The sequence below is a fragment of the Enterobacter cloacae complex sp. HYC042_NIDB genome (genome assembly GCF_056673315.1).
The window spans coordinates 1809602-1834410 of the sequence record NZ_CP109650.1 but is presented as its reverse complement, the minus strand read 5'-3'; the positions used below and the strand labels follow the sequence as shown (position 1 = coordinate 1834410).

At 55.9% G+C, this 24809-nt stretch carries 17 protein-coding genes and 1 CRISPR repeat array (1 of these 18 cut by a window edge); of the genes, 7 read left to right on the top strand and 10 right to left on the bottom strand.

From position 1 onward, the window contains the following. The first annotated feature begins 18 nt into the window (after positions 1 to 18). Positions 19 to 2301, top strand: a complete 2283-nt coding sequence (gene pflB, locus OKF39_RS08695) for a formate C-acetyltransferase (protein WP_479983682.1) — start codon at positions 19 to 21, stop codon at positions 2299 to 2301. A 203-nt stretch (positions 2302 to 2504) separates the two neighbouring features. Next, on the top strand, positions 2505 to 3245 hold the full coding sequence (gene pflA / locus OKF39_RS08690) for a pyruvate formate lyase 1-activating protein (RefSeq protein ID WP_028012563.1): 741 nt from the start codon (positions 2505 to 2507) through the stop codon (positions 3243 to 3245). Positions 3246 to 3281: 36 nt separating this feature from the next. Here pflA and OKF39_RS08685 read toward each other — a convergent pair whose 3' ends face one another. The 10 genes from OKF39_RS08685 to lrp form a co-directional block, all read right to left on the bottom strand. Continuing rightward, the gene (locus OKF39_RS08685) at positions 3282 to 3812 is read right to left on the bottom strand and encodes an anti-virulence regulator CigR family protein (RefSeq protein WP_047368209.1); all 531 of its coding nucleotides are present in this window, start codon (positions 3810 to 3812) and stop codon (positions 3282 to 3284) included. Between the two features lie 122 nt (positions 3813 to 3934). Beyond that, positions 3935 to 5083, bottom strand: coding sequence for an MFS transporter (locus OKF39_RS08680; protein ID WP_045261768.1), 1149 nt, complete (start codon positions 5081 to 5083; stop codon positions 3935 to 3937). Positions 5084 to 5358: 275 nt separating this feature from the next. Beyond that, positions 5359 to 6222, bottom strand: coding sequence for a dimethyl sulfoxide reductase anchor subunit family protein (locus tag OKF39_RS08675; RefSeq protein ID WP_402740388.1), 864 nt, complete (start codon positions 6220 to 6222; stop codon positions 5359 to 5361). Position 6223: 1 nt separating this feature from the next. Continuing rightward, positions 6224 to 6841: a DMSO/selenate family reductase complex B subunit gene (locus OKF39_RS08670; RefSeq protein WP_014883208.1), complete on the bottom strand. Its 618-nt coding sequence runs from the start codon at positions 6839 to 6841 to the stop codon at positions 6224 to 6226. 10 nt (positions 6842 to 6851) lie between these two features. Further along, on the bottom strand, positions 6852 to 9296 hold the full coding sequence (gene dmsA / locus OKF39_RS08665; protein WP_063154573.1) for a dimethylsulfoxide reductase subunit A: 2445 nt from the start codon (positions 9294 to 9296) through the stop codon (positions 6852 to 6854). Between the two features lie 211 nt (positions 9297 to 9507). Beyond that, a complete protein-coding gene (gene serS / locus OKF39_RS08660) occupies positions 9508 to 10800 on the bottom strand; it encodes a serine--tRNA ligase (protein WP_008499983.1) in 1293 nt (430 codons plus the stop codon). 92 nt (positions 10801 to 10892) lie between these two features. Further along, positions 10893 to 12236 carry a replication-associated recombination protein RarA gene (rarA, locus tag OKF39_RS08655; protein ID WP_028012558.1) on the bottom strand — a complete coding sequence of 448 codons (1344 nt, stop codon included), beginning with the start codon at positions 12234 to 12236 and terminating at the stop codon, positions 10893 to 10895. A 9-nt stretch (positions 12237 to 12245) separates the two neighbouring features. Continuing rightward, positions 12246 to 12860: an outer membrane lipoprotein periplasmic chaperone LolA gene (gene lolA, locus OKF39_RS08650; RefSeq protein WP_028012557.1), complete on the bottom strand. Its 615-nt coding sequence runs from the start codon at positions 12858 to 12860 to the stop codon at positions 12246 to 12248. A gap of 127 nt (positions 12861 to 12987) precedes the next feature. Next, complete coding sequence (locus OKF39_RS08645) at positions 12988 to 16683, bottom strand: DNA translocase FtsK 4TM domain-containing protein (protein WP_479983681.1); 3696 nt, start codon at positions 16681 to 16683, stop codon at positions 12988 to 12990. A 135-nt stretch (positions 16684 to 16818) separates the two neighbouring features. Next, positions 16819 to 17313: a leucine-responsive transcriptional regulator Lrp gene (lrp, locus tag OKF39_RS08640; RefSeq protein ID WP_000228469.1), complete on the bottom strand. Its 495-nt coding sequence runs from the start codon at positions 17311 to 17313 to the stop codon at positions 16819 to 16821. Positions 17314 to 17857: 544 nt separating this feature from the next. Between lrp and trxB the strand changes: the two genes are divergently transcribed. From trxB to infA, 5 genes are all read left to right on the top strand, one after another. Beyond that, complete coding sequence (gene trxB, locus OKF39_RS08635; RefSeq protein WP_028012555.1) at positions 17858 to 18826, top strand: thioredoxin-disulfide reductase; 969 nt, start codon at positions 17858 to 17860, stop codon at positions 18824 to 18826. 114 nt (positions 18827 to 18940) lie between these two features. Then, entirely contained in the window at positions 18941 to 20707 is a 1767-nt protein-coding gene (gene cydD, locus OKF39_RS08630; RefSeq protein WP_028012554.1) for a heme ABC transporter permease/ATP-binding protein CydD, read from the top strand. Beyond that, positions 20707 to 22428 carry a heme ABC transporter ATP-binding protein/permease CydC gene (cydC, locus tag OKF39_RS08625; RefSeq protein ID WP_479983680.1) on the top strand — a complete coding sequence of 574 codons (1722 nt, stop codon included), beginning with the start codon at positions 20707 to 20709 and terminating at the stop codon, positions 22426 to 22428. Before cydD ends, cydC begins: the two co-directional genes overlap by 1 nt. Positions 22429 to 22475: 47 nt before the next feature. Next, positions 22476 to 23180: a leucyl/phenylalanyl-tRNA--protein transferase gene (gene aat / locus OKF39_RS08620; protein ID WP_041910636.1), complete on the top strand. Its 705-nt coding sequence runs from the start codon at positions 22476 to 22478 to the stop codon at positions 23178 to 23180. A gap of 284 nt (positions 23181 to 23464) precedes the next feature. Further along, on the top strand, positions 23465 to 23683 hold the full coding sequence (gene infA, locus OKF39_RS08615) for a translation initiation factor IF-1 (protein ID WP_002211347.1): 219 nt from the start codon (positions 23465 to 23467) through the stop codon (positions 23681 to 23683). A gap of 171 nt (positions 23684 to 23854) precedes the next feature. After that, positions 23855 to 24809: direct repeats of the CRISPR family, unit length 28 nt; unit sequence TTTCTAAGCTGCCTGTACGGCAGTGCAC (it continues 170 nt past the right edge of the window).

Below are 24809 nucleotides of genomic sequence, written 5' to 3'. Positions count from 1 at the left end.
TAAGAAGGTAGGTGTTACATGTCCGAGCTTAATGAAAAGTTAGCCACAGCCTGGGAAGGTTTTGCGAAAGGTGACTGGCAGAATGAAGTCAACGTCCGTGACTTCATCCAGAAAAACTATACCCCGTATGAAGGTGACGAATCCTTCCTGGCTGGCGCAACTGACGCGACCACCAAGCTGTGGGACAGCGTAATGGAAGGCGTTAAACTGGAAAACCGCACTCACGCGCCAGTTGATTTTGACACCTCCGTTGCATCCACCATCACTTCTCACGATGCTGGCTACATCAACAAAGCCCTTGAGAAAATTGTTGGTCTGCAGACTGAAGCACCACTGAAACGCGCCATCATCCCGTTCGGTGGTATCAAAATGGTTGAAGGTTCCTGCAAAGCGTATAACCGCGAGCTGGACCCAATGCTGAAAAAAATCTTCACCGAATACCGCAAAACCCATAACCAGGGCGTATTCGATGTTTATACCAAAGACATTCTGAACTGCCGTAAATCTGGCGTTCTGACTGGTCTGCCAGATGCCTATGGCCGTGGCCGTATCATCGGTGACTACCGTCGCGTTGCGCTGTACGGTATCGACTTCCTGATGAAAGACAAATACGCGCAGTTCGTTTCCCTGCAGACTGACCTGGAAAACGGCGTAAACCTGGAAGCGACTATCCGTCTGCGTGAAGAAATTGCTGAACAGCACCGCGCGCTGGGTCAGATCAAAGAGATGGCGGCTAAATACGGCTGCGATATCTCTGGTCCTGCGACCAACGCTCAGGAAGCTATCCAGTGGACCTACTTCGGCTACCTGGCCGCTGTTAAGTCTCAGAACGGTGCAGCAATGTCCTTCGGCCGCGTATCCACCTTCCTGGATGCGTACATCGAACGTGACCTGAAAACAGGTAAAATCACCGAGCAAGACGCTCAGGAAATGATTGACCACCTGGTCATGAAACTGCGTATGGTTCGCTTCCTGCGTACCCCAGAATATGATGAACTGTTCTCTGGTGACCCAATCTGGGCAACCGAATCTATCGGCGGTATGGGCGTTGACGGCCGTACGCTGGTAACCAAAAACAGCTTCCGCTTCCTGAACACCCTGTACACCATGGGTCCTTCTCCGGAGCCAAACATCACCGTTCTGTGGTCTGAAAAACTGCCTCTGAACTTCAAGAAATTCGCCGCTAAAGTGTCCATCGACACCTCTTCTCTGCAGTACGAAAACGATGACCTGATGCGTCCGGACTTCAACAACGACGACTACGCTATCGCTTGCTGCGTAAGCCCAATGGTTGTTGGTAAACAAATGCAGTTCTTCGGTGCGCGTGCAAACCTGGCGAAAACCATGCTGTACGCTATCAACGGCGGCGTTGATGAAAAACTGAAAATGCAGGTTGGTCCTAAGTCTGAGCCAATCAAAGGCGACGTGCTGAACTATGACGAAGTCATGGAGCGCATGGACCACTTCATGGACTGGCTGGCTAAGCAGTACGTGACCGCGCTGAACGTTATCCACTACATGCACGACAAGTACAGCTACGAAGCCTCTCTGATGGCGCTGCACGACCGTGACGTTATCCGCACCATGGCGTGTGGTATCGCAGGTCTGTCCGTTGCGGCTGACTCCCTGTCTGCAATCAAATACGCGAAAGTTAAACCAATTCGTGACGAAGACGGCCTGGCCGTAGACTTCGAAATCGAAGGCGAATACCCGCAGTTTGGTAACAACGACGCTCGCGTTGATGACATGGCGGTTGACCTGGTAGAACGTTTCATGAAGAAAATTCAGAAACTCACTACCTACCGTAACGCTATCCCGACTCAGTCTGTTCTGACCATCACCTCTAACGTTGTGTATGGTAAGAAAACCGGTAACACCCCAGACGGTCGTCGTGCTGGCGCGCCATTTGGCCCAGGTGCTAACCCAATGCACGGTCGTGACCAGAAAGGTGCTGTAGCTTCTCTGACCTCCGTTGCTAAACTGCCGTTTGCTTACGCGAAAGATGGTATCTCTTACACCTTCTCTATCGTGCCAAACGCGCTGGGTAAAGACGACGAAGTGCGTAAAACTAACCTCGCGGGTCTGATGGATGGTTACTTCCACCACGAAGCGTCCATCGAAGGTGGTCAGCACCTGAACGTGAACGTAATGAACCGTGAAATGCTGCTCGACGCGATGGAACATCCTGAGAAATATCCTCAGCTGACCATCCGCGTATCTGGCTACGCAGTACGTTTTAACTCCCTGACGAAAGAACAGCAGCAGGACGTTATTACCCGTACTTTCACTCAGTCCATGTAAGTGGAATTGACTGAAATCACGCGTTAAAAAGCGTACAATAAAGGCTCCACGCAAGTGGGGCCTTTTTAACACCCTCGCTTCACCAGTCTCTTTTGTCCGCTATCTATACTTTATGGATAACAGCCAAAACAGACTCGACATAGCCTTTGAGCTGTGCAACTACACAGGCCCCCGGATGGGCCAAATTCGGAGATATCACCGCAATGTCAACTATTGGTCGCATTCACTCCTTTGAATCCTGTGGCACCGTCGATGGCCCGGGGATCCGCTTTATTACCTTTTTCCAGGGCTGCCTGATGCGCTGCCTGTACTGCCATAACCGCGACACCTGGGACACGCACGGCGGTAAAGAAGTCACCGTGGAAGATCTGATGAAAGAGGTGGTGACCTACCGCCACTTTATGAACGCATCCGGCGGTGGCGTGACCGCGTCCGGCGGTGAAGCTATTCTTCAGGCTGAGTTTGTCCGCGACTGGTTCCGCGCCTGCCATAAAGAAGGCATTCATACCTGTCTCGACACCAACGGCTTTGTGCGCCGCTACGATCCGGTCATTGATGAACTGCTCGACGTGACCGATCTGGTGATGCTCGATCTCAAACAGATGAACGATGAGATCCACCAGAATCTGGTTGGCGTTTCTAACCACCGTACGCTGGAGTTTGCCAAATACATCGCCGATAAAGGCATCAAAACCTGGATCCGCTACGTTGTTGTTCCCGGCTGGTCAGATGACGATGACTCCGCGCATCGCCTGGGTGAATTTACCCGCGACATGGGCAACGTCGAGAAAATTGAGCTTCTGCCCTATCACGAACTGGGTAAACATAAATGGGTGGCGATGGGCGAAGAGTACAAGCTTGATGGCGTGAAGCCGCCGAAAAAAGAGACGATGGAACGCGTGAAAGGTATTCTTGAGCAGTACGGCCACAAGGTCATGTATTAAAGAGAAGGCCCGGTAAGAACCGGGCCTTTTTATATTCTATTTAAAGACGCCGTTAATTACGGAGGTCACAATCGCCGTACTCAGCGCAATTAAGACCAGGTCGTCCCCGACCACGCGCCATTCATAGCCCGGGTAGGAAGGAAGCTGGCCGAGCATAGAGGCTGGTACGGTCTTCTTCGCAATGCCCGGAGGAAGCGGTTTACCGCGTGCGAGGTTTTTCGCAATCCCCGGAGGCAGAGACTCATAGCCCGTTAAGCCATAATTCAGTGCCAGGTGGCGGGCATGATCGAAGCTCACGCGAGCGTCGACGTCATTACCGACATCTTTGCTGTTTTTGAAGCTCTTATCCGATTTTCCAGGGTTTTCCTTTCCGCTATTTTGCTTATTACCATGGTTACCGGAATTACCAGAATTCCCGTTACCATGATTGCCGCCATTACCTTGTCCGCCACTGTTTCCATGACCACCGCCATTCCCGTTTCCAGGATTAGCCATGACCGGAGCCGTTGCAAACGTTAAAGACAACACTACGGCAAGTGCGGTAGTGGAAAAACGACGTATAGACATGATTGTTGCCTTTTGTGGTAGAACTCATTTGAATTATCGCCAGGCGGGGAAAACAAACAATGCGTAAAAGTCTTATATGTGACAGGGACAAAAAAGCCTGTCATCGACAGGCTTTTATTTAATCAGGCGTGCGCCACAGGGGTTGGATGCTCGCCCGCTTTGCGCAGCAGCATCAGGAGATAAATAAACGACACGCTGGCAATCATGATAAACAGCAAATTGTCGGAATAATTCTGCATCAGCATCGCGGTAAATGTCGGTCCCAGCAAGCTACCGATGGTATAGCTTAATAATAGCGCCTGGTTCATTGCCACGAGCTGGTGATGTTCTACTTTCTCACAGGCCCACGCCATCGCGACGGGGTAAAGCGTGAATCCTGCGGCCCCGAGAATAAACAGTGCAGGCGCCATCGCGGCGTTGCTGAGCATCGCAAGGCATCCCATGATCACCACGAAGACCTGAACGCGCAGCACCAGCAGACGACCAAAACGGTCCGCCAGGCGGCCAATCGGCCATTGCCCCACAATACCCGCACTGACCATCACCGCCATCCAGAAACCAATTCCGGAATCGCTGACGCCCTGATGATTCAGGTAGAGCGGCATCAGGCCATAGAGCGAGCCCAGTACAATTCCCGAGATAATACAGCCATTTACGCCCAGACGCGCCTGACGGAGTCTCAACATCGGCCAGACGTGGGTCGCTTCCTGATGTTCGCTGTTCTGGTTCACAATGCGCGTAAAGAGCAGCGGCAGGATCGCGGCCAGCACCATGCCGGTTACCCACGGCAGCACGCTCATCAGGTCGGTTGGCAGTTTGCTGACCATCAGTTGACCCAGAACGGTACCGACGTAGTAAACCATCATATAGGCCGCCAGCAGACGTCCGCGGTTGCGGGAGGTACCGCTACACATCAGCGCGCTTTCAACCACCACCCAAATCATCGCGCAGCCGACGCCGGCGATAAAGCGCCATGCCATCCAGCTCCAGAAGCCCACCATCAGACCCAGACCGGCGCACCCGGCAGCGAAAATCAGCGAGGCCAGATAATAGCTGCGATTAAAGCCAAAACGCTTAATCAGGCTACCGGTTAATAATGTGCCCAACAGGTTCCCGGTGAAAAAGGACGAGCTCACCATACCCACCTGCCAGGTCGGTAAGTTTTCATGGGCGAGCCACAGCGGGACGAGCGTGTTTAACACGGCGATCGCCAGGGTCAACAGAAGCAGGCCACAGAGCAACAGGAGCACTGGCCGGGTATAGGTGGTCATGGATTAAAAACCGTGAGGAAGTTCAGATTTCGTGCGCATCATGCCACTGGCAAAAACAAAGTCAATCCACAGATTTAGCCGGCTCGCACAATATGTTCCCTGTCGATTTAAAAAACTTATCCTGCTAATACAGCGCCTGCTATAGATATTAATTATGTATCTGTTTTTATTTATTAATGACCGAAATTAAAACAAAACGACAGTCGAAAAATTTCATGAATGAAAAAAAGAAAAGCCGGGCGCTATGTCCCGGCTTTTTATAACGAAAAATGAAATTAGCTGGCGATAGCCATACCGACCGTCATATGCAGGCCGTAAAACACACCGCGACCAATTAACTCCCCTACCAGCACCAGCACAAAAGCCAGTGACAGGAGCGGCAGTGCAGGCTGATAACCTTTAAGCTGAGGGGCGATCCAGCACACCAGCGCAGCTGCCAGCAACACCACGCGCCAGGCCATCAGCGAACCGTAGTCCGGCACCAGCGCAGAAGCCTGCTGGATAGAGCTGTGAATGGTTGCCAGCTCGGCCCCCTGCATCAGGGCGACCATCGCGCTCACCACCAGCGCCAGCAGCGAAACGGCTGGCAGCAGACGCATTGCCCAACCGTTTACCCCCGCCACGCGCAGCAGCAGGTAGCCCAGCAGCGGCCCGCCGATAAACATCGTCAGGAAGAAGCTCATCGGCGTCCAGACGCTGTACCAGGTTGGAACGGTATCGATGGTGTTATAGACGCGCACCATCATCCACACGAACACCACGCCCAGTACCATGGTGACGATCAGCCACAGGCTGCGCAGGCCCGCAGGCAATTTCTTCAACGCAGCCAGCAGCCACCCCAGCCCGCCGACGGCAAAGAAGATTGCCCCGCTGGCAATTTCGTTACTGAGCGACGACGCCCCCACGCGGTTCAGGGAGTTAAACGCGCGCATCGGTGAGCCCAGGTGCAGCGTAGAGGCGATAAATCCAATCCCCATCAGCACCCACAGGCCAAACATGCTCAACACCAAACGCTGCTGCTGTTCGGCATTGAGGTTCCCTTTTAACAGCGCCAGCGCCAGAACAATGAAGCCGCCCACTACGCACTGCCCAAAGACCGTGAAGATCATCAGCGGCCATTCATGCCATCCACTTCCCATCTCACACCTCCTTCGGATTTGCCAGGTAGCCGGTGGTGTCACCCGTCGGACGGCTGTTGGCGTTAGGTTTAATGACAATACTCGGCTTGGTGAAGTGCGCTGACGGCAGCGGTGCCACAGCGGCAAGCTGACCGTGTTTCTGACGCAGCTCTTCTATCGGACCAAAATCCAGCGCGCGCAGCGGGCAGGACTCGACGCAGATTGGCTTTTTGCCGTCCGCTACGCGGCTGTGGCAGCCGTCGCACTTGGTCATATGTCCTTTGGCGGCGTTGTACTGCGGCGCGCCGTACGGGCACGCCATATGGCAGTAGCGACAGCCGATGCAGACATCTTCATCCACCACCACAAAACCGTCCTCCCGCTTGTGCATCGCCCCGCTCGGGCACACCTTGGTGCAGGCCGGATCTTCACAGTGGTTACAGGCAATCGACAGGTAATAGGCAAAGACGTTCTGATGCCAGACGCCGTTATCTTCCTGCCAGTCGCCCCCGGCGTATTCGTAAATGCGGCGGAAACTCACGTCCGGGGTGAGATCTTTATAATCTTTACAGGCCAGCTCGCAGGTTTTGCACCCGGTGCAACGGCTGGAATCAATGAAAAATCCATACTGGGTTGTCATCGGTTACTCCTTAAACCTTTTCAACCTGGACAAGGTTTGTGTGAGACGGGTTGCCTTTCGCCAGCGGCGACGGACGCTGCGTGGTCAGGACGTTAATACTGCCTGCCTGGTCGATGCGGTTGGCATCCGGGCTGTACCAGGCCCCTTCCCCCAGTGCCACTACGCCAGGCATCATGCGCGGTGTCACTTTGGCTTCAATGTGTACCTCGCCGCGACCGTTAAAGATACGCACGCGATCCCCGTTACGGATACCACGTGCTTTGGCATCCATCGGGTTGATCCACATCTCCTGGCGGCAGGCGGCCTTCAGTACGTCAACGTTACCGTAGGTGGAGTGCACGCGCGCCTTGTAGTGGAAACCGGTCAGCTGCAGCGGGAATTTCGCCGTCAGCGGATCGTTATAGTTTTCGAACCCCGGCGTGTAGATCGGCAGCGGATCGATAACATCTCCTTCCGGCAGCTCCCAGGTAGACGCGATTTTTGCCAGCGCTTCGGAGTAGATTTCGATTTTGCCCGACGGCGTGGTCAGCGGATTCGCCTGCGGATCTTCACGGAACGCTTTATACGCCACGTGATGCCCTTCCGGGTCACGCTGCTTGTACATGCCCTGCTTGCGGAAGGTGTCGAAGTCCGGCAGGTCTGGAATGGCTTTACGAGAGAGCTCGTGCAGATGGCGCATCCACCCTTCCTGAGTACGCCCTTCGGTAAACTGCTGTTCGACGCCCAATCGCTTCGCCAGTTCGGAGGTCATCTCATAGATGGTTTTGCACTCGAAGCGCGGCTTGATGGCCTGGTCGGTAAAGATCACGTAGGACATGTTGCCGCAGGAAGCGTCCAGCGCGAAATCCATCTGCTCAGACGCGGTGCAGTCCGGCAGCAGAATATCGGCATATTTTGCCGAGGAGGTCATGTGGCAGTCGATCACCACAATCATCTCGCACTTCTTGTCGTCCTGCAGAATTTCATGGGTGCGGTTGATTTCCGAGTGCTGGTTGATAAGGCAGTTGCCGGCGTAGTTCCAGATCATCTTGATCGGCACATCCAGCTTGTCTTTGCCCCGAACGCCGTCGCGCAGCGCGGTCATTTCCGGACCGCGCTCGATTGCGTCAGTCCACATAAACATGGAGATACTGGTCTGTACCGGGTTATCCAGCGTCGGCATCCGCTCAAACGGCACTTCATAAGAACCTTCGCGCGCGCCGGTGTTACCGCCATGAACGCCGACGTTGCCGGTCAGAATTGAAAGCATTGAGATAGCGCGGGTGGCGATTTCACCGTTCGCATGACGCTGCGGTCCCCAGCCCTGGCTGATGTAGGCCGGTTTAGCTGAACCAATCTCACGCGCCAGCTGAACAATGCGCTCGACCGGAATACCGGTGATGGTGGAGGCCCACTCCGGCGTTTTCGCTACGCCGTCGCTGCCCTGGCCGAGAATATATGCCTTGTAGTGACCATTGGCAGGGGCACTGGCTGGCAGCGTTTTCTCGTCATAACCGACGCAGTATTTATCTAGGAACGGCTGATCGACGAGGTTTTCAGTAATCATCACCCACGCCAGCGCGGAAACCAGTGCCGCATCGGTACCGGGACGAATGGGGATCCACTCATCTTCGCGCCCGGCACCGGTGTCGGTATAGCGCGGATCGATAATGATCATGCGGGCATTAGATTTGGCGCGGGCCTGTTCGAGGTAGTACGTCACCCCGCCGCCGCTCATGCGGGTTTCGCCCGGGTTGTTACCGAACAGGACGACCAGCTTACTGTTTTCGATATCGGACGGGCTGTTGCCGTCGGCCCAGCCGCCGTAGGTGTAGTTCAGACCTGCGGCAATCTGTGCGGAAGAGTAGTCGCCGTAGTGGTTGAGATAACCGCCGCAGCAGTTCATCAGACGCGCGACCAGCGTTTTACCCGGTGGCCAGGAGCGGGTCAGCGTGCCGCCCAGCGTCCCGGTGCCATAGTTCAGGTAGATGGACTCGTTGCCGTACTCTTTGATCAGGCGCTGCAGGTTGGTGGCGATAATGTCGTAGGCTTCGTCCCAGCTAATGCGCTCAAACTTCCCTTCCCCACGCTTACCGACACGCTTCATTGGGTATTTCAGACGATCCGGGTTGTAGACGCGGCGACGCATGGAGCGACCGCGCAGGCAGGCGCGAACCTGGTGTAACCCTTCGTAGTTATCGTCCCCGGTGTTGTCGGTTTCGACATACTTAATTTCGCCATCCACCACATGCATACGCAGCGGACAACGGCTACCGCAGTTTACGGTACACGCACTCCACACCACTTTTTCCGGAGCTGCGGCTGCGGATAGTGCGTCCGCCGCCGACGCCAGCCGGGTAAAAGGGAGCGTGAAGGCGCTGCTGGCTACAGCCAGGCCGCCTATTGCCGTGGTTTTCATCAACCCACGGCGAGTGACCTCGGCAGCCATTAACGCTTCAGGCGCTTTGATTTTCATAGAGACTCACTTTGGTTGCTCACAAAGAAAAAAGAGGCGGCACGAACCGCTATATAGTTTTGTAAATAACGAATTTCTTCGTTATCAGCGTCTTATGCTGACTTTCATTCGGAGGAGTATTACTACTTTAGAGGGAGGGGGTATTGCGTCGTGTCAATTCAGAGGCATAAAAAAAGCGCCCGAAGGCGCTTTTTTGTTGTGAGGCAAAGAATTAGCCGATGTACTGCTGGCCTTTCATGTATGGACGCAGCACTTCAGGGATCTCGATGCGGCCATCTGCCTGCTGGTAGTTTTCCAGCACGGCAACCAGCGTACGGCCAACAGCCAGACCAGAACCGTTCAGGGTATGCACCAGACGGGTTTTCTTGTCAGATTTGCTGCGGCAGCGTGCCTGCATGCGGCGCGCCTGGAAATCCCAGACGTTAGAACAGGAGGAGATTTCACGGTAGGTATTCTGTGCAGGCACCCAGACTTCCAGGTCGAAGGTTTTGCAGGCACCAAAGCCCATGTCACCGGTGCACAGCGCCATGCGGCGATACGGCAGGCCCAGCAGCTCCAGCACTTTTTCCGCATGGCCAGTCATCTCTTCCAGCGCGTCCATGGATTCTTCCGGACGGACAATCTGCACCATCTCGACTTTGTCGAACTGGTGCATACGGATCAGACCACGGGTGTCGCGACCGTAAGAACCGGCTTCTGAACGGAAGCACGGAGAGTGTGCCGTCAGCTTGATTGGCAGATCGTCTTCGTCAATGATCTCATCACGCACGAGGTTGGTCAGCGGCACTTCCGCGGTTGGGATCAGCGCATAGTTGCTGCTGTCTGCTTCTTCATCCAGCGGACGAGTATGGAACAGATCGCCGGCAAATTTCGGCAGCTGGCCCGTACCGTACAGCGTATCGTGGTTAACCAGATACGGAACATAGGTTTCGCTGTAGCCGTGCTGCTCGGTGTGCAGATCCAGCATGAATTGCGCCAGGGCGCGGTGCAGATGGGCAATCTGACCTTTCATTACTACGAAGCGAGAGCCGGTCAGCTTAACCGCAGCGGCAAAGTCCAGGCCCGCGTGCATTTCGCCCAGCGTCACGTGATCGCGCACTTCGAAGTCAAACTCGCGAGGCGTACCCCAGCGCTTCACTTCAACGTTGTCGTTCTCGTCTTTGCCGACAGGCACGCTGTCGTCAGGAATGTTCGGGATAGCCAGAGCGATGTCACGAATTTCGGCCTGAAGAACGTCCAGCTCCGCTTTCGCCTGATCCAGCTCTTCACCCAGCTTGTTCACTTCCAGGCGTAATGGCTCAATATCTTCCCCGCGCGCTTTCGCCTGGCCAATGGATTTCGATCGAGAGTTACGCTCTGCCTGCAGATTTTCAGTTTGTACCTGCAGTACTTTACGACGCTCTTCAAGAGCGCGCAGCTTATCTACATCCAGCTTAAAGCCCCGGCGTGCCAGTTTTTCAGCGACTGCGTCTGGCTCATTACGCAGCAGATTGGGATCGAGCATGCTTATCCTGTGCTTATCGAATTAAAATAGGAAATGTGACCACAGCCTGCGGTCACAAGGATACAATTGCCAACATTACCGCAACGATTGAACTAACGGTAGCGTTTTATAGGGCTATTTTGATCCTGTCCGGCGAGCCAGGTGAGCTTTTCACCAATCTTGCCTTCAAGACCTCTGTTTGTGGGATGATAATAGCGCGTTTGTGCCATCTCCTGCGGGAAATATTCCTCTCCAGCGGCGTAGGCGTTAGGCTCATCATGGGCGTAGCGATACTCCTGCCCGTAACCCATCTCTTTCATCAGTTTGGTTGGCGCATTGCGCAGATGAACCGGCACATCATAGTCCGGGCGCTCGCGCGCATCCGACATCGCCGCTTTGAACGCGGTATAGACCGCATTGCTTTTCGGCGCGCAGGCCAGATAGACAATCGCCTGCGCAATGGCGCGTTCGCCTTCCGCCGGGCCTACGCGGGTGAAGCAGTCCCAGGCTGAAAGCGCAACCTGCATGGCGCGCGGGTCAGCATTGCCAACATCTTCTGACGCAATCGCCAGACAGCGGCGCGCAACGTATAGCGGATCGCCACCTGCGGTAATGATACGTGCGTACCAGTAGAGCGCCGCATCCGGCGCACTGCCGCGCACCGACTTATGCAGCGCCGAGATCAGGTCGTAGAAACGGTCGCCTTTATTATCGAAACGCGCGCTGCGCTCGCCGGCAATTTCGGTGAGCAGTTCAGGCTTCAATACGCGCTTGCCCGCATCGTCCACTTCGGCCATATCGGCCATCATTTCGAGCGTGTTCAGCGCGCGGCGCGCATCGCCGTTGACCAGCTCCGCAATCGCACGTCGCGTGTCGTCAGGCAGAACGATATCCTGCCCGCCGTAACCCCGCGCTTTGTCGTCCATTGCCTGGGTCAGAACCTTTTCGATATCTTCCGTGGTCAGGGATTTAAGCAGGTAGACGCGGGCGCGGGACAGCAGCGCCGAGTTGAGTTCAAACGACGGGTTTTCGGTGGTCGCACCAATGAAGAAGATCGTCCCGTCCTCAATGTGCGGCAGGAAAGCATCCTGCTGGCTCTTGTTGAAGCGGTGGACTTCATCGACAAAGAGAATGGTGCGGCGTCCGGCATTGCGGTTTTGACGCGCGCGCTCGATCGCCTCGCGGATCTCCTTCACGCCAGACGTTACCGCCGAGATACGCTCAACGTCCGCGTTGGCATAGCGGGCGATCACTTCAGCTAGCGTGGTTTTTCCGGTGCCGGGCGGCCCCCAGAGGATCATGGAGTGCAGATGCCCCGCCTCAATAGCGCGCGGCAAGGGTTTCCCCGCAGCCAGCAGATGCTGCTGACCGATGTACTGCGCTAAATTTTCTGGCCGCATACGGGCGGCCAGAGGTTGAAACGCATTATCTGAAAAATCGAGCGACAGGTTGCTCACTCACGCCTCTTACTTATTGCGTTGGTCGTCCACCGTTACGCCCTGCGGCGGGGTAAAGGTGAATTTCGATGCGTCAACGGCGCCGTTTTGCTGAGACTTAAGCTGGTAGCTGCTGCGCTGATCGTCCTGCTCAACCGCGCCGAACTGATTAATGGTACCGTTGGTGCTGACGTTTATGGTGAACTGCTTCAGATTGCCGTTGCTGCCTTTCGGCGTCAGGACAAATTCATCACCGTTCTGTTTAATGTTGTACTGCTGCCAGTCGCTGGTCTGGTTGCGGGCGATCAGCATAAACGGTGTATTGCTGGTAGCGTCTTTCAGCCAGGTCGCAGTGGCCTGCTCAACAAACGGGTTGAAGAACCACAGGGTTTTACCGTCAGAAACCAGGATGCTCTCATCCGGCTGGGTCATATGCCAGTTAAACAGATTGGGGCGTTTCACCCACAAATCACCCTGTCCTTCCTGCACCGCATTGCCGCTGCCGTCCGTCACTTTTTGCGTGAAGCTGGCGTGGAAGCTGCTTACTTTATCCAGTCGGCTTTTAAGGTCGCTGGCTGCATCAGCCCAGACGCTGCTGGCTACAAAACTGGTGAGTAATGCACAGGCGATGGCGATTTTTTTCATTGTTATTCCTTAAAATACGTCTTCCCGAAATGGGGTTTCCGTTTCTATTCTGGACCTGCCCGAAGGCAGGCGACAGAAGAATATGCTTAATTTTTGCTGATTTACCCTTCTTTGCAATCGCTGAAGGTTAATCAAACGGCGGCGGAGCCAGCACTTCACGGTTACCGTTGTGCCCCTGCTCGCTCACAATGCCCTGCGCTTCCATCTGCTCGATGATGCGCGCCGCGCGGTTATAGCCGATGCGGAACTGACGCTGCACGCCAGAGATGGACGCTTTGCGTTTTTCAGTAACGAAATTAACCGCCTGGTCGAATAACGGATCCAGCTCTTCGCCGCCGTCAAAGCCACCACCGCCGCCTTCGCTTTCGCTGTCGGAGGTAATGCCGTCAACGTACTGCGGACGTCCGCGCGCCTTCCAGTCCTGCACCACGGCGTGTACTTCCTGGTCGCGAACAAACGCGCCGTGTACGCGCACCGGAGAGGTGGAGTTCGGGCCGGAGTACAGCATGTCACCCATTCCCAGCAGCGACTCAGCGCCGCCCTGGTCGAGAATGGTACGGGAGTCGATTTTGCTCGAAACGGTAAACGCAATACGGGTCGGAATATTCGCCTTAATCAGACCGGTGATAACGTCCACGGACGGACGCTGGGTCGCCAGCACCAGGTGAATACCTGCCGCACGCGCTTTCTGTGCCAGACGCGCGATCAGCTCTTCCACTTTCTTCCCGACGGTCATCATCAGGTCGGCGAATTCATCCACCAGCACGACGATATAAGGCTGTTTCTCCAGCACAGGATGCTGGGCATCCATGCTGTCACCCGGCTTCCAGTATGGGTCCGGAATTGGACGACCCATGCGCGCCGCCTCGGCGATCTTCTCGTTATAACCGGCCAGGTTACGCACGCCCAGCGCAGACATCAGCTTGTAGCGACGCTCCATTTCATTGACGCTCCAGCGCAGGGCGTTGGCGGCGTCCTTCATGTCGGTGACCACTTCCGTCAGCAGGTGCGGAATGCCTTCGTAGACCGACAGTTCGAGCATTTTCGGGTCGATCATGATGAAACGCACGTCTTCAGGCTGCGCTTTGTAGAGCATGCTCAGGATCATGGCGTTCACGCCGACCGATTTACCGGAACCGGTGGTACCCGCTACCAGCAGGTGAGGCATTTTCGCGAGGTCTGCCACTACCGGGTCGCCGGCGATATCTTTACCCAACACCACGGTCAGCGGAGATGGGTTATCGCGGAACTTGGTGTTATCCAGCACTTCACGCAGGTAAACGGTCTGACGTTTCTTGTTCGGCAGCTCAAGGCCAACGTACGGTTTGCCCGGAATCACTTCCACCACACGTACCGCCACGGTCGACAGAGAACGCGCCAGGTCGCGGGAGAGGTTAGAAATACGCGCGGCTTTGACGCCCGGCGCCAGGTTCAGCTCGAAGCGGGTGATCACCGGGCCCGGTGAGTAGTTCACCACGTCCGCCTTGATGCGGAAGTCTGCCAGACGGGCTTCCACCAGACGGGCCATCTGCTCCAGGGCAAACGTATCAACCGGTTCGACTTCAGCCGGTGGCGGCGTCAGCAGATCCAGCGACGGCAGCGGCGTGCTCGGACGCTGCAGCGGACGGCTATCACCGTTACGCATCAGCAGCGGGTGAATCAGACTCTCCTGCGGCTGCGGTGCTGGCTGCTGGTACTGCGGCGGCTGCTGTTGTGGCTGCTGCGGTTGCGCATACGGCTGCTGAACAGGTTGCTGCGGCTGCGCGTAAGTCTGTGCCTGCGGCGCTGGCTGCTGGCGCACAGGCTCTGCTTCAGGCATCACGCTTGGGGTGAACAGAGGCTCGCTCGGGCCATCATCCACCAGATCTTTCATCGGCGAAAACTCGAAATCCGATAATGAGAACGGGTTCGCACCAGCTGGCTGTTCACCTGAGTAACGCTGCTGCTGGGTTGCCGCAAACTGACGCGCTAATTCGGCTTCAGCCGCGTCATCTTCGTCTTCCAGCATCGGTTCATCATGCTGATAGTCTTCACCGTAGCGCTGATTCTGCTGCGCGGCGAACTGGCGCGCCAGCTCGTCCTGCTGCATTTCATCAGCATCATCTTCGTAGTCCGTCCCACGCGCTTTCTCTTCGGCCATCCGCTGGGAAGGCAGCTTGATCCCATAGGAGGCAAGCTCACGACGGGTTGGAACGCGGACGCGGTTAGGGCGAGGCAGTTGCGGACCAATTCCCTCTTTCACCTGCGGACGCGGCGCACCGCCCGTTGCCAGGCTAAAGACAGGTGCCGCCGCCGCTGCGGCTGCGGTAGCCTGCTTCACGCTTTCCGCTATGGGGGCAACAGCAGGCGTCGGGTCGACCGGTGGAACCGAAACCGACGGGGCTTTTGGCGCAGGTTCCTGCACCGGTTCAGGCACAGGCTGATACCATGCCGCCAGCTGTTCGCGCTCACGAGCACGGCGTTCTTCAACTTCTTCAAAATAGTACATTGGCGGACGAGACGGTTTCACCTCTTCCACCACCTCAGGTTCAGGCTGAGGCTCGACATAAGGCTGCACAGGTTCAACCGGTTCAGGCACGTACTCCTGATAAGGCTGGGCCACAGGCTGCTCATAGTGCGGCTGTTCATACTCAGGTTGCGGCGGCTGATAAGGCTGCTGCCACTGCTCCTGCTGCACGGGGATATAGCTCTCTGGTTCCGGCGCGATAACAGGCTCCGGCGTGTGGACACCCGGCGCGGTCTGCCAGGCAACCTGAGGCTGCTGAATAGCGGATTCCGGAGGCGGAACCGGCGCGGATGGCATCACGGCTTCGACAGGCGCGGCATACGCCTGTGATGCTGTCGTTGCGGCTGCGGCCGCGGCAACCGGCGCGGTAACGGTATGGCCGTTAAGCAGCGGATCGTATTCATCGAAATCACCCGGCATCGCACGGTTGCCGGAGAAAAGCACATCATCAGGATCGACTGTACTACCCGCAGCGCGGTACTCCACCTGCTCGTCTTCATCCATACGCTTACCGGAGAAGAGCGCCGCGTCGGTTTTACGTCCAAGCGGGTTGGCAAATTTTTCAGCAACGCGCTGGCGACGCGCCAGGGCACCGCGCAGAATACGAGCACGACGAGATTCACGACGTTGCACCGGCGCATCGTCTTCCTCTTCGTATTCATCTTCATATTCTTCTTCATCGACCCACGTGTCGTCGCGGCGGGTACGGTTGCTCGCAAAGGTCAGGATCGTCAGAATAAAGCTGCCGATCTTTTCGGCAATGCTCACCCATGACCAGCCGGTAAACAGCGTCAGACCGGCCGCCCAGATGCAGAGCAGCGCCAGCGTACCGCCGCTGCTGTGAAGCATCGGCTGTAGCGCAGAGCTCAGCAAGCTACCAATCACCCCACCGGAGGCGAAGTACCAGATATCATCGGCATTAATCGCCGCCAGCCCGCAGGAGGTGAGGATCAGCGCCAGGGCGCCAATCAGGCGCAGGGAAACCGCAAAATAGTCGATGTAATCATCGTTCTGACGATGACGCCATGCAAACCAGCATCCGCCAATGATTATGACGGGAATGGTGTAGGCCATCACACCGAAAATGAAAAAGAGCGTGTCCGCAAGCCAGGCTCCGGGTACGCCACCTAAATTATGGATAGGCTCATGCCACGCGGTTTGCGACCAGCTGGGATCGGAGGGGTTGAAACTGAGTAAGGCTGCCATCAGCCAGACGGCAAAAAGGGCAATAACGATCAGCAAAGCCTCGAGGAGACGACGTCCGCTGCTTAGCTTCGATAGTGTGACTTCTTTGTCTTCAGTGTATTCCTGGCTCAAGAAAGGCTCTCCAGGTATCAGGCATATCCTGCCTGTTTGCTAAAACGGACAACAGCGCCGGGGCTCCCCGGCACTGTTGCTGTATGGATTAACAGGAGTGTAATCAAACTACGCTGATTTTGCACCTGTTCCGTGTTAGCGCGTCTTAATAACCAGACGATTGCTCTGTTTGACCTCTTCCATCACCACATAGGTACGGGTGTCGTTCACGCCTGGCAGACGCAGCAGGGTTTCCCCCAGCAGCTTACGGTAGGCGGACATATCAGGCACACGGGTTTTCAACAGGTAGTCGAAATCACCGGACACCAGATGACACTCTTGAATTTCTTCAAGTTTTTGTACAGCGGCGTTAAATTGCTCAAACACATCCGGCGCACCACGATTCAGAGTAATCTCAACAAATACCAGAAGTGAGGCATCCAGATAATGCGGGTTCAGCAGAGCCGTATAGCCCTGAATAAAACCCTGTCTTTCCAGTCGGCGCACACGCTCAAGGCACGGCGTCGGGGAAAGTCCCACACGTTTTGAAAGCTCGACGTTGGAAATACGCCCATCCTTTTGCAATTCATTAAGAATGTTACGATCGATACGGTCGAGATCTTTGCCAGGGCGCTTCTTGCTATCTACCATTATTATTGTCTCTCTGTATTCCTTCCCTACTCCTGCCTGGACCCTGTGCACATCACTGTTCAGAGCCTGTACCCGTTAGTCATCACATCGCCTGGTTATGTATTAGACGCGATGCGGATTCGGGTTCTGTTGGTAAGAAGACCGCTGCCCGAAGGCTGTCACCGACATCACGTATGGCGTCTGTCCACGCCATGCGTAGATTTCACTGACACGGTAAAAATGGCATTTACGTGCATGCCTATGCGGCATACGGTTAACGCGGTTTTTTTTCTTCCTTGAATGTTTTCGCAAATGCGCAGGGGATTGTCAAAGCAAAACATCGTTTTTTAGTACAAGATGCCGGATATTCATTACGGGGGGGTATTAATCCTCATTTTACTGCTTTATAAACGAGCGGTTTTCAGTAGAAAACGTGACGTAACGGCACGGGATTCATCGGGCGCAGCTATTGCATATATCGAAAGCAAAATCCCAGTGCTCTTTTTTTACGGCAACAAATTCCCTACAATCCAGCCCATTGCCTGCCAACAACAATGGGGATCTCATGGGCACGACCAAACACAGTAAGTTGTTAATCCTTGGTTCTGGACCTGCGGGATATACCGCGGCGGTCTATGCTGCACGCGCAAACCTGCAGCCGGTACTGATCACCGGCATGGAAAAAGGCGGTCAGTTGACCACCACCACGGAAGTGGAAAACTGGCCGGGCGACCCGAACGATCTGACCGGGCCGCTGCTGATGGAACGCATGCACGAGCATGCCGCCAAATTCGAAACCGAAATCCTGTTCGACCACATTAATAAAGTGGATTTGCAGAACCGTCCGTTCCGCCTGACGGGTGACAGCGGTGAATACACCTGCGATGCGCTAATCATTGCCACCGGCGCCTCTGCCCGTTATCTCGGCCTGCCATCTGAAGAAGCGTTCAAAGGCCGCGGCGTTTCTGCCTGTGCGACCTGCGACGGTTTCTTCTACCGTAACCAGAAAGTCGCGGTTATCGGCGGCGGTAACACCGCGGTGGAAGAAGCGCTGTACCTGGCGAACATTGCCTCTGAGGTGCATCTGATCCACCGTCGTGACACCTTCCGCGCCGAGAAGATCCTCATTAAGCGCCTGATGGATAAAGTGGCGAGCGGCAACATCGTGCTGCACACCAACCGTACCCTGGAAGAAGTCACCGGCGATCAGATGGGCGTTGCGGGTCTGCGCATTCGTGATACCCAGAACACCGATAACGTCGAAACGCTGGAAGTGGCGGGCCTGTTTGTGGCAATCGGCCACAGCCCGAACACCGCGATCTTCGAAGGCCAGCTGGAGCTGGAAAACGGCTATATCAAAGTGCAGTCCGGCATTCACGGTAACGCGACCCAGACCAGCATCCCGGGCGTATTCGCTGCCGGTGACGTGATGGACCATATTTATCGTCAGGCGATCACCTCTGCGGGCACCGGCTGTATGGCCGCGCTGGACGCTGAACGCTACCTCGACGGACTGGCTGAACAAGGTAAATAATCTTTACAAGTCAGTAACAAACGTAAATAAAGGCGGCCACAGGTCGCCTTTATTTTTGCTCGCGTGTAACATGCAGATGTCTAATTTCTTATAACGTCACCTGCAAAATACGCAATGGAAAAAACCCGTCAACAAGAGTTAACACGCTGGCTGAAACAGCAAAGCGTTATTTCCCGCCGCTGGCTTACGATCTCCCGTCTTCTGGGGTTCGTTAGCGGTCTGTTGATTGTTGCCCAGGCATGGCTGCTGGCCCGCATTCTTAATCACATGATCATGGAGAACATTCCCCGCGAAGCGCTCCTGCTGCCCTTTATTGTTCTGATCCTGGTTTTTGTCCTGCGCGCCTGGGTGGTGTGGCTGCGTGAACGTGTCGGCTTCCACGCCGGACAGCATATCCGCTACGAGATCCGTCGTCAGGTGCTCGACCGCCTGCAGGAAGCCGGGCCCGCATGGATCCAGGGTAAACCGGCCGGAAGCTGGGCGACGCTGATCCTTGAGCAGATCGACGATATGCACGATTACTACGCGCGCTATCTTCCGCAGATGGCGCTGGCGGTTTTTGTGCCGCTGTTGATTGTTATTGCCATCTTCCCGGTTAACTGGGTGGCGGCGCTGATCCTGCTGGGGACCGCCCCGCTGATCCCGCTGTTTATGGCGATGGTCGGCATGGGGGCGGCTGATGCCAACCGCCGCAACTTCCTGGCGCTGGGCCGGCTGAGCGGACATTTCCTCGATCGTCTGCGCGGGATGGAAACCCTGCGTATTTTTGGTCGCGGTGAAGCGGAAACCGAGAATATTCGCCTGGCATCACAGGACTTCCGCCAGCGCACGATGGAAGTGTTACGCCTGGCGTTCCTCTCGTCCGGCGTGCTGGAATTCTTTACCTCGCTGTCGATTGCCCTCGTGGCGGTTTATTTCGGTTTCTCCTATCTCGGCGCGCTGGATTTCGGCCACTACGGCACGGCGGTGACCCTCTCTGCCGGTTTCCTCGCGCTCATCCTGGCTCCGGAGTTTTTCCAGCCGCTTCGCGACCTGGGGACCTTCTATCATGCCAAAGCGCAGGCCGTTGGCGCGGCCGACAGCCTGAAAACCTTCCTGGAGACGCCGCTGGCGCACCCGGAGCGCGGTGACGTGGCGCTGAACGCTAAAGAGCCGGTAACCGTCGACGCGAGCGATTTCTGCATTCTCTCGCCGGAAGGAAAAGTGCTGGCTGGCCCGCTGAACTTTAGCCTGCCCGCTGGGAAACGCGTGGTGCTGGTCGGCACCAGCGGTTCAGGGAAGAGTTCTCTGCTGAATGCGTTATCCGGTTTTATGGCCTACACCGGTTCGCTGCGGATAAACAAAACTGAACTGCGTAATCTCGATCCCGACGCCTGGCGTAAGCAGCTCAGTTGGGTCGGACAAAACCCGCAGCTTCCTGCTTCCACGCTGCGCGAAAACGTGCTCCTGGCACGCCCGGATGCTCGTGAAGATGAACTCCAGTCCGTTCTCGACCGCGCGTGGGTCAGTGAATTTCTGCCGCTGCTCCCGCAGGGTGTCGATACCGTGGTAGGCGATCAGTCTGCCGGGCTGTCTGTCGGCCAGGCACAGCGCGTGGCCGTCGCCCGTGCGCTGCTTAACCCGTGCCAGCTGATGCTGCTGGATGAGCCTGCTGCCAGCCTGGATTCACACAGCGAGCAGCGCGTCATGGCGGCCCTGAGCGCCGCTTCCCTGCAGCAAACCACCCTTATGGTTACCCATCAGTTGGAAGGCATTGCTGACTGGGATGAGATCTGGGTGATGGAAAACGGTCATATTGTTGAGCAAGGCAATTACGCCGCTCTTGTTGCCGCGCAGGGGCCGTTCGCCGCTCTGCTGGCGAACCGTCAGGAGGACATCTGATGCGTGCTCTGCTGCCTTATCTTGCGCTCTATAAACGCCACAAGTGGATGCTGACGCTGGGGATCGTGCTGGCGATTGTCACGCTGCTTGCCAGCATCGGCCTGCTCACGCTTTCCGGCTGGTTCCTGTCGGCCTCCGCCGTAGCCGGGTTCGCCGGATTATACAGCTTCAACTATATGCTGCCGGCGGCAGGCGTGCGGGGTACCGCCATTACCCGTACTGCCGGACGCTATTTCGAGCGGCTGGTCAGCCACGACGCGACGTTCCGCGTCCTGCAGCATCTGCGCATTTACACCTTCAGCAAACTGCTTCCACTCTCCCCTGCCGGGCTGGCGCGTTTTCGCCAGGGCGAATTACTGAACCGTGTCGTTGCGGATGTCGACACGCTGGACCACCTTTACCTGCGGGTGATCTCCCCGATAGTGGGCGCGTTTGTGGTGATTGTGGTAGTTACGCTGGGGCTGTCCGTTCTGGATGTTCCCGTTGCGCTGACGCTGGGTGGAATTATGCTGCTGACGCTCATTATTCTGCCGCCGCTGTTTTATCGCGCCGGGAAATCCACCGGGGAAAACCTGACGCGGCTGCGCGGGGATTACCGCCAGCAGCTGACCTCCTGGCTTCAGGGCCAGGCGGAGCTGACCATTTTTGGTGCCAGCAAGCGCTACCGTGCCCGAATGGAAAGTACGGAGCTGAACTGGCATGAAGCCCAGCGCCGCCAGTCGGAACTGACGGCCTTCTCGCAGGCGCTGATGGTGTTAATCGGCGGCGTGGCGGTGATCGCCATGCTGTGGCTGGCTTCCGGCGGCATTGGCGGTAATACCCAGCCAGGCCCTCTTATTGCCCTCTTTGTTTTCTGCGCGCTGGCCGCATTTGAGGCACTGGCCCCGGTGACGGGCGCTTTCCAGCATCTTGGACAGGTGATCGCCTCTGCCCTGCGCATCACCCAGATTGCCGAACAGAAGCCTGAAGTCACGTTCAGTGCCGGGCAAACCACCGTGCCTGAGCAGGTGGCGCTGACGCTTGATAACGTGACCTTCGCCTATGACAAACAGGCGCAGAACGCGCTGGAGGGTATCAACCTTTCCGTTAATGCAGGGCAGCGGATTGCGATCCTCGGCCGTACCGGCTGCGGTAAGTCGACGCTGCTGCAGCTGCTGACGCGCGCCTGGGATCCACAGCACGGTCAGATTCGTTTTAACAACACGTTGCTGACTGATTTCAGCGAGCAGGCCCTGCGCAAGACCGTGAGCGTTGTTCCACAGCGCGTGCATCTGTTTAGCGCCACCCTGCGCGATAACCTGCTGCTGGCCGCGCCAGAGTCTTCGGACGATGATCTTCGCGCCGTACTGGAGCAGGTCGGACTGCAAAAGCTGCTTGAGGACGAAGGACTAAACAGCTGGCTGGGAGAAGGCGGTCGTCAGCTTTCCGGCGGAGAGCTGCGCCGTCTGGCCATTGCGCGCGCGCTGCTGCATGATGCACCTCTGATGCTGCTCGACGAACCTACAGAAGGGCTTGATGCGACAACCGAGAGTCAAATCCTTGATTTACTGGCAAACGTTATGGCAGGAAAAACCGTCCTGATGGTGACACACCGCCTGCGCGGGCTAGCAAGTTTTGATCGGATAATTGTGATGGACAACGGACACATTATTGAGCAAGGTAGTCACGCAGAGCTGTTGGCGAAACAGGGTCGCTACTACCAGTTCAAACAGCGTCTGTAGACTATATTTGTGTAGCGTCCTCACTCGCGTACTGGAGTTTTGCTGTCATGCGCCTGGTCCAGCTTTCTCGTCATAACATCGCGTTTCCTTCGCCGGAGGGAGCGCTGCGTGAGCCCAACGGGCTGCTGGCCCTTGGCGGTGACCTTAGCCCTGCGCGGCTATTAATGGCCTACCAGCGCGGCATCTTCCCGTGGTTTTCTCCCGGCGACCCGATTTTATGGTGGTCTCCCGACCCGCGCGCCGTGCTGTGGCCAGCGCAGTTCCATCTGAGCCGCAGCATGAAGCGTTTCCATGCTAAATCCCCGTATCGCGTCACGCTGAATCACGCCTTTGGGCAGGTGATCGAAGGCTGTGCCGAAGATCGCCATGAAGGGACGTGGATCACCCGCGATATCGTCAACGCCTACCACCAGCTCCATGAGCTTGGCTACGCCCACTCCATTGAGGTCTGGGAAAAGGGGGAACTGGTTGGCGGCATGTACGGCGTGGCGCAAGGGACGCTGTTTTGCGGCGAATCGATGTTCTCCCGTGCGGTCAACGCCTCGAAAACCGCGCTGCTGGTCTTCTGCGAGGCCTTTGCCCAGCGCGGCGGACGCCTGATCGATTGTCAGGTACTCAACGAGCACACGGCCTCTCTCGGTGCAGTTGACATCCCGCGACGACAGTATATCGAGCATCTGGACGCTTGCCGTCAGGAGAAGCTCCCGCGCGACTTCTGGATCCCCAGAACGCTCTTTATGCCCAATGCTTAAATGTTTTCCGCATATTTTTTGTGAGGGTGTTATAATTATGCCGCAGAGTAGCTTCTGCCTGTTGCCCCGCCGCCGTTTGGGACCCTCGCTTCAGATAACGTCCTGACGTTTATCCTGTCGTCTCCCCTTTACGAATGCGCTTCCTGTTCGGTTGTACCGTGACGCTTGGGCAATGCGCCGAAACTGTTTTGCTGCGTTTTAATCGCGCAATTCTTTACTTAATTGATGAATTTCGGCATTATCTTGCCGGTTCAAAACTTGGTAGTGATACCCCAGAGGATTAGATGGCCAAAGAAGACAATATTGAAATGCAGGGTACCGTACTTGATACGTTGCCTAATACCATGTTTCGCGTAGAGCTGGAAAACGGTCACGTGGTAACTGCGCACATCTCCGGTAAAATGCGCAAAAACTACATCCGCATTTTGACGGGCGACAAAGTGACTGTTGAACTGACCCCGTACGACCTGAGCAAAGGCCGCATTGTCTTCCGTAGTCGCTAATTTTTTCGCCTGTAATGGCAGATGAATATTAAATAAGGCCGGGATATTCCCGGCCTTATTTTTTAGTGGTGCTGTTGATTATTTGAACAATTAGTTGGCGGTTCGTTTGAGATTTGGGGCTGTCTGTTCGACAGTGTAGGAAGTAAAGGGTCTGAAGCTTTATTTTCTATTTTTATGAGCTGCATGTGCGACAGTGCACTTCATCCTGTGGTGATGGTTGTCCATTTCCCTTTTCTAAGCTGCCTGTACGGCAGTGCACATTATGCCTCTGCTTCAAAATCATAATGTTTCTTTCTAAGCTGCCTGTACGGCAGTGCACCCAAGAAACTCGGCGATCAGCTTCTCGCCGCGCGTTTCTAAGCTGCCTGTACGGCAGTGTACCTAGTAGAGCGCTGCAACATCCTGCTTGTCCCATTTCTAAGCTGCCTGTACGGCAGTGCACTTTGCTCAGGAAAACGCATTCCCTATAAATTGTTTCTAAGCTGCCTGTACGGCAGTGCACGTCTACTCTCTTGAAGATGCTTTCCAGCTATGTTTCTAAGCTGCCTGTACGGCAGTGCACTGCAGCTCTGCAATGAGTTCGTTTTTCACATTTTTCTAAGCTGCCTGTACGGCAGTGCACCTGCACCTGCACCTGCACCTGCACCTGACATCATCGCCGGTGTCTTTCTAAGCTGCCTGTACGGCAGTGCACGCGAAATGGGAACCCCGTATACGCGTCGACAATTTCTAAGCTGCCTGTACGGCAGTGCACCGTAAACTGCTGCAACCGGTGGGATGGCGTCATTTCTAAGCTGCCTGTACGGCAGTGCACGGTTTATCCCGCATTTCGGCGGGAATGAGGCCTTTCTAAGCTGCCTGTACGGCAGTGCACGGACCTGCATCCAGTAACGCAATAAGCCCAGGATTTCTAAGCTGCCTGTACGGCAGTGCACTCTGACAACCTTGCTGCTTTTAATCTTGCAAATTTCTAAGCTGCCTGTACGGCAGTGCACACCGCCCGGCACGGTCAGCGAGCTGCAGGTTCTTTTCTAAGCTGCCTGTACGGCAGTGCACCTTTTAATCTTGCAAATGCTGCAGCCGGAACTTTTCTAAGCTGCCTGTACGGCAGTGCACAATAGAAGCA

What these genes read in the sequence shown, in the direction of transcription:
- pflB (WP_479983682.1), top strand. Translation starts at nt 19, where the DNA reads ATGTCCGAGCTTAATGAAAAGTTAGCCACAGCCTGGGAAGGTTTTGCG.
- pflA (WP_028012563.1), top strand. Translation starts at nt 2,505, where the DNA reads ATGTCAACTATTGGTCGCATTCACTCCTTTGAATCCTGTGGCACCGTC.
- OKF39_RS08685 (WP_047368209.1), bottom strand. Translation starts at nt 3,812, where the DNA reads ATGTCTATACGTCGTTTTTCCACTACCGCACTTGCCGTAGTGTTGTCT.
- OKF39_RS08680 (WP_045261768.1), bottom strand. Translation starts at nt 5,083, where the DNA reads ATGACCACCTATACCCGGCCAGTGCTCCTGTTGCTCTGTGGCCTGCTT.
- OKF39_RS08675 (WP_402740388.1), bottom strand. Translation starts at nt 6,222, where the DNA reads ATGGGAAGTGGATGGCATGAATGGCCGCTGATGATCTTCACGGTCTTT.
- OKF39_RS08670 (WP_014883208.1), bottom strand. Translation starts at nt 6,841, where the DNA reads ATGACAACCCAGTATGGATTTTTCATTGATTCCAGCCGTTGCACCGGG.
- dmsA (WP_063154573.1), bottom strand. Translation starts at nt 9,296, where the DNA reads ATGAAAATCAAAGCGCCTGAAGCGTTAATGGCTGCCGAGGTCACTCGC.
- serS (WP_008499983.1), bottom strand. Translation starts at nt 10,800, where the DNA reads ATGCTCGATCCCAATCTGCTGCGTAATGAGCCAGACGCAGTCGCTGAA.
- lolA (WP_028012557.1), bottom strand. Translation starts at nt 12,860, where the DNA reads ATGAAAAAAATCGCCATCGCCTGTGCATTACTCACCAGTTTTGTAGCC.
- lrp (WP_000228469.1), bottom strand. Translation starts at nt 17,313, where the DNA reads ATGGTAGATAGCAAGAAGCGCCCTGGCAAAGATCTCGACCGTATCGAT.
- trxB (WP_028012555.1), top strand. Translation starts at nt 17,858, where the DNA reads ATGGGCACGACCAAACACAGTAAGTTGTTAATCCTTGGTTCTGGACCT.
- cydD (WP_028012554.1), top strand. Translation starts at nt 18,941, where the DNA reads ATGGAAAAAACCCGTCAACAAGAGTTAACACGCTGGCTGAAACAGCAA.
- cydC (WP_479983680.1), top strand. Translation starts at nt 20,707, where the DNA reads ATGCGTGCTCTGCTGCCTTATCTTGCGCTCTATAAACGCCACAAGTGG.
- aat (WP_041910636.1), top strand. Translation starts at nt 22,476, where the DNA reads ATGCGCCTGGTCCAGCTTTCTCGTCATAACATCGCGTTTCCTTCGCCG.
- infA (WP_002211347.1), top strand. Translation starts at nt 23,465, where the DNA reads ATGGCCAAAGAAGACAATATTGAAATGCAGGGTACCGTACTTGATACG.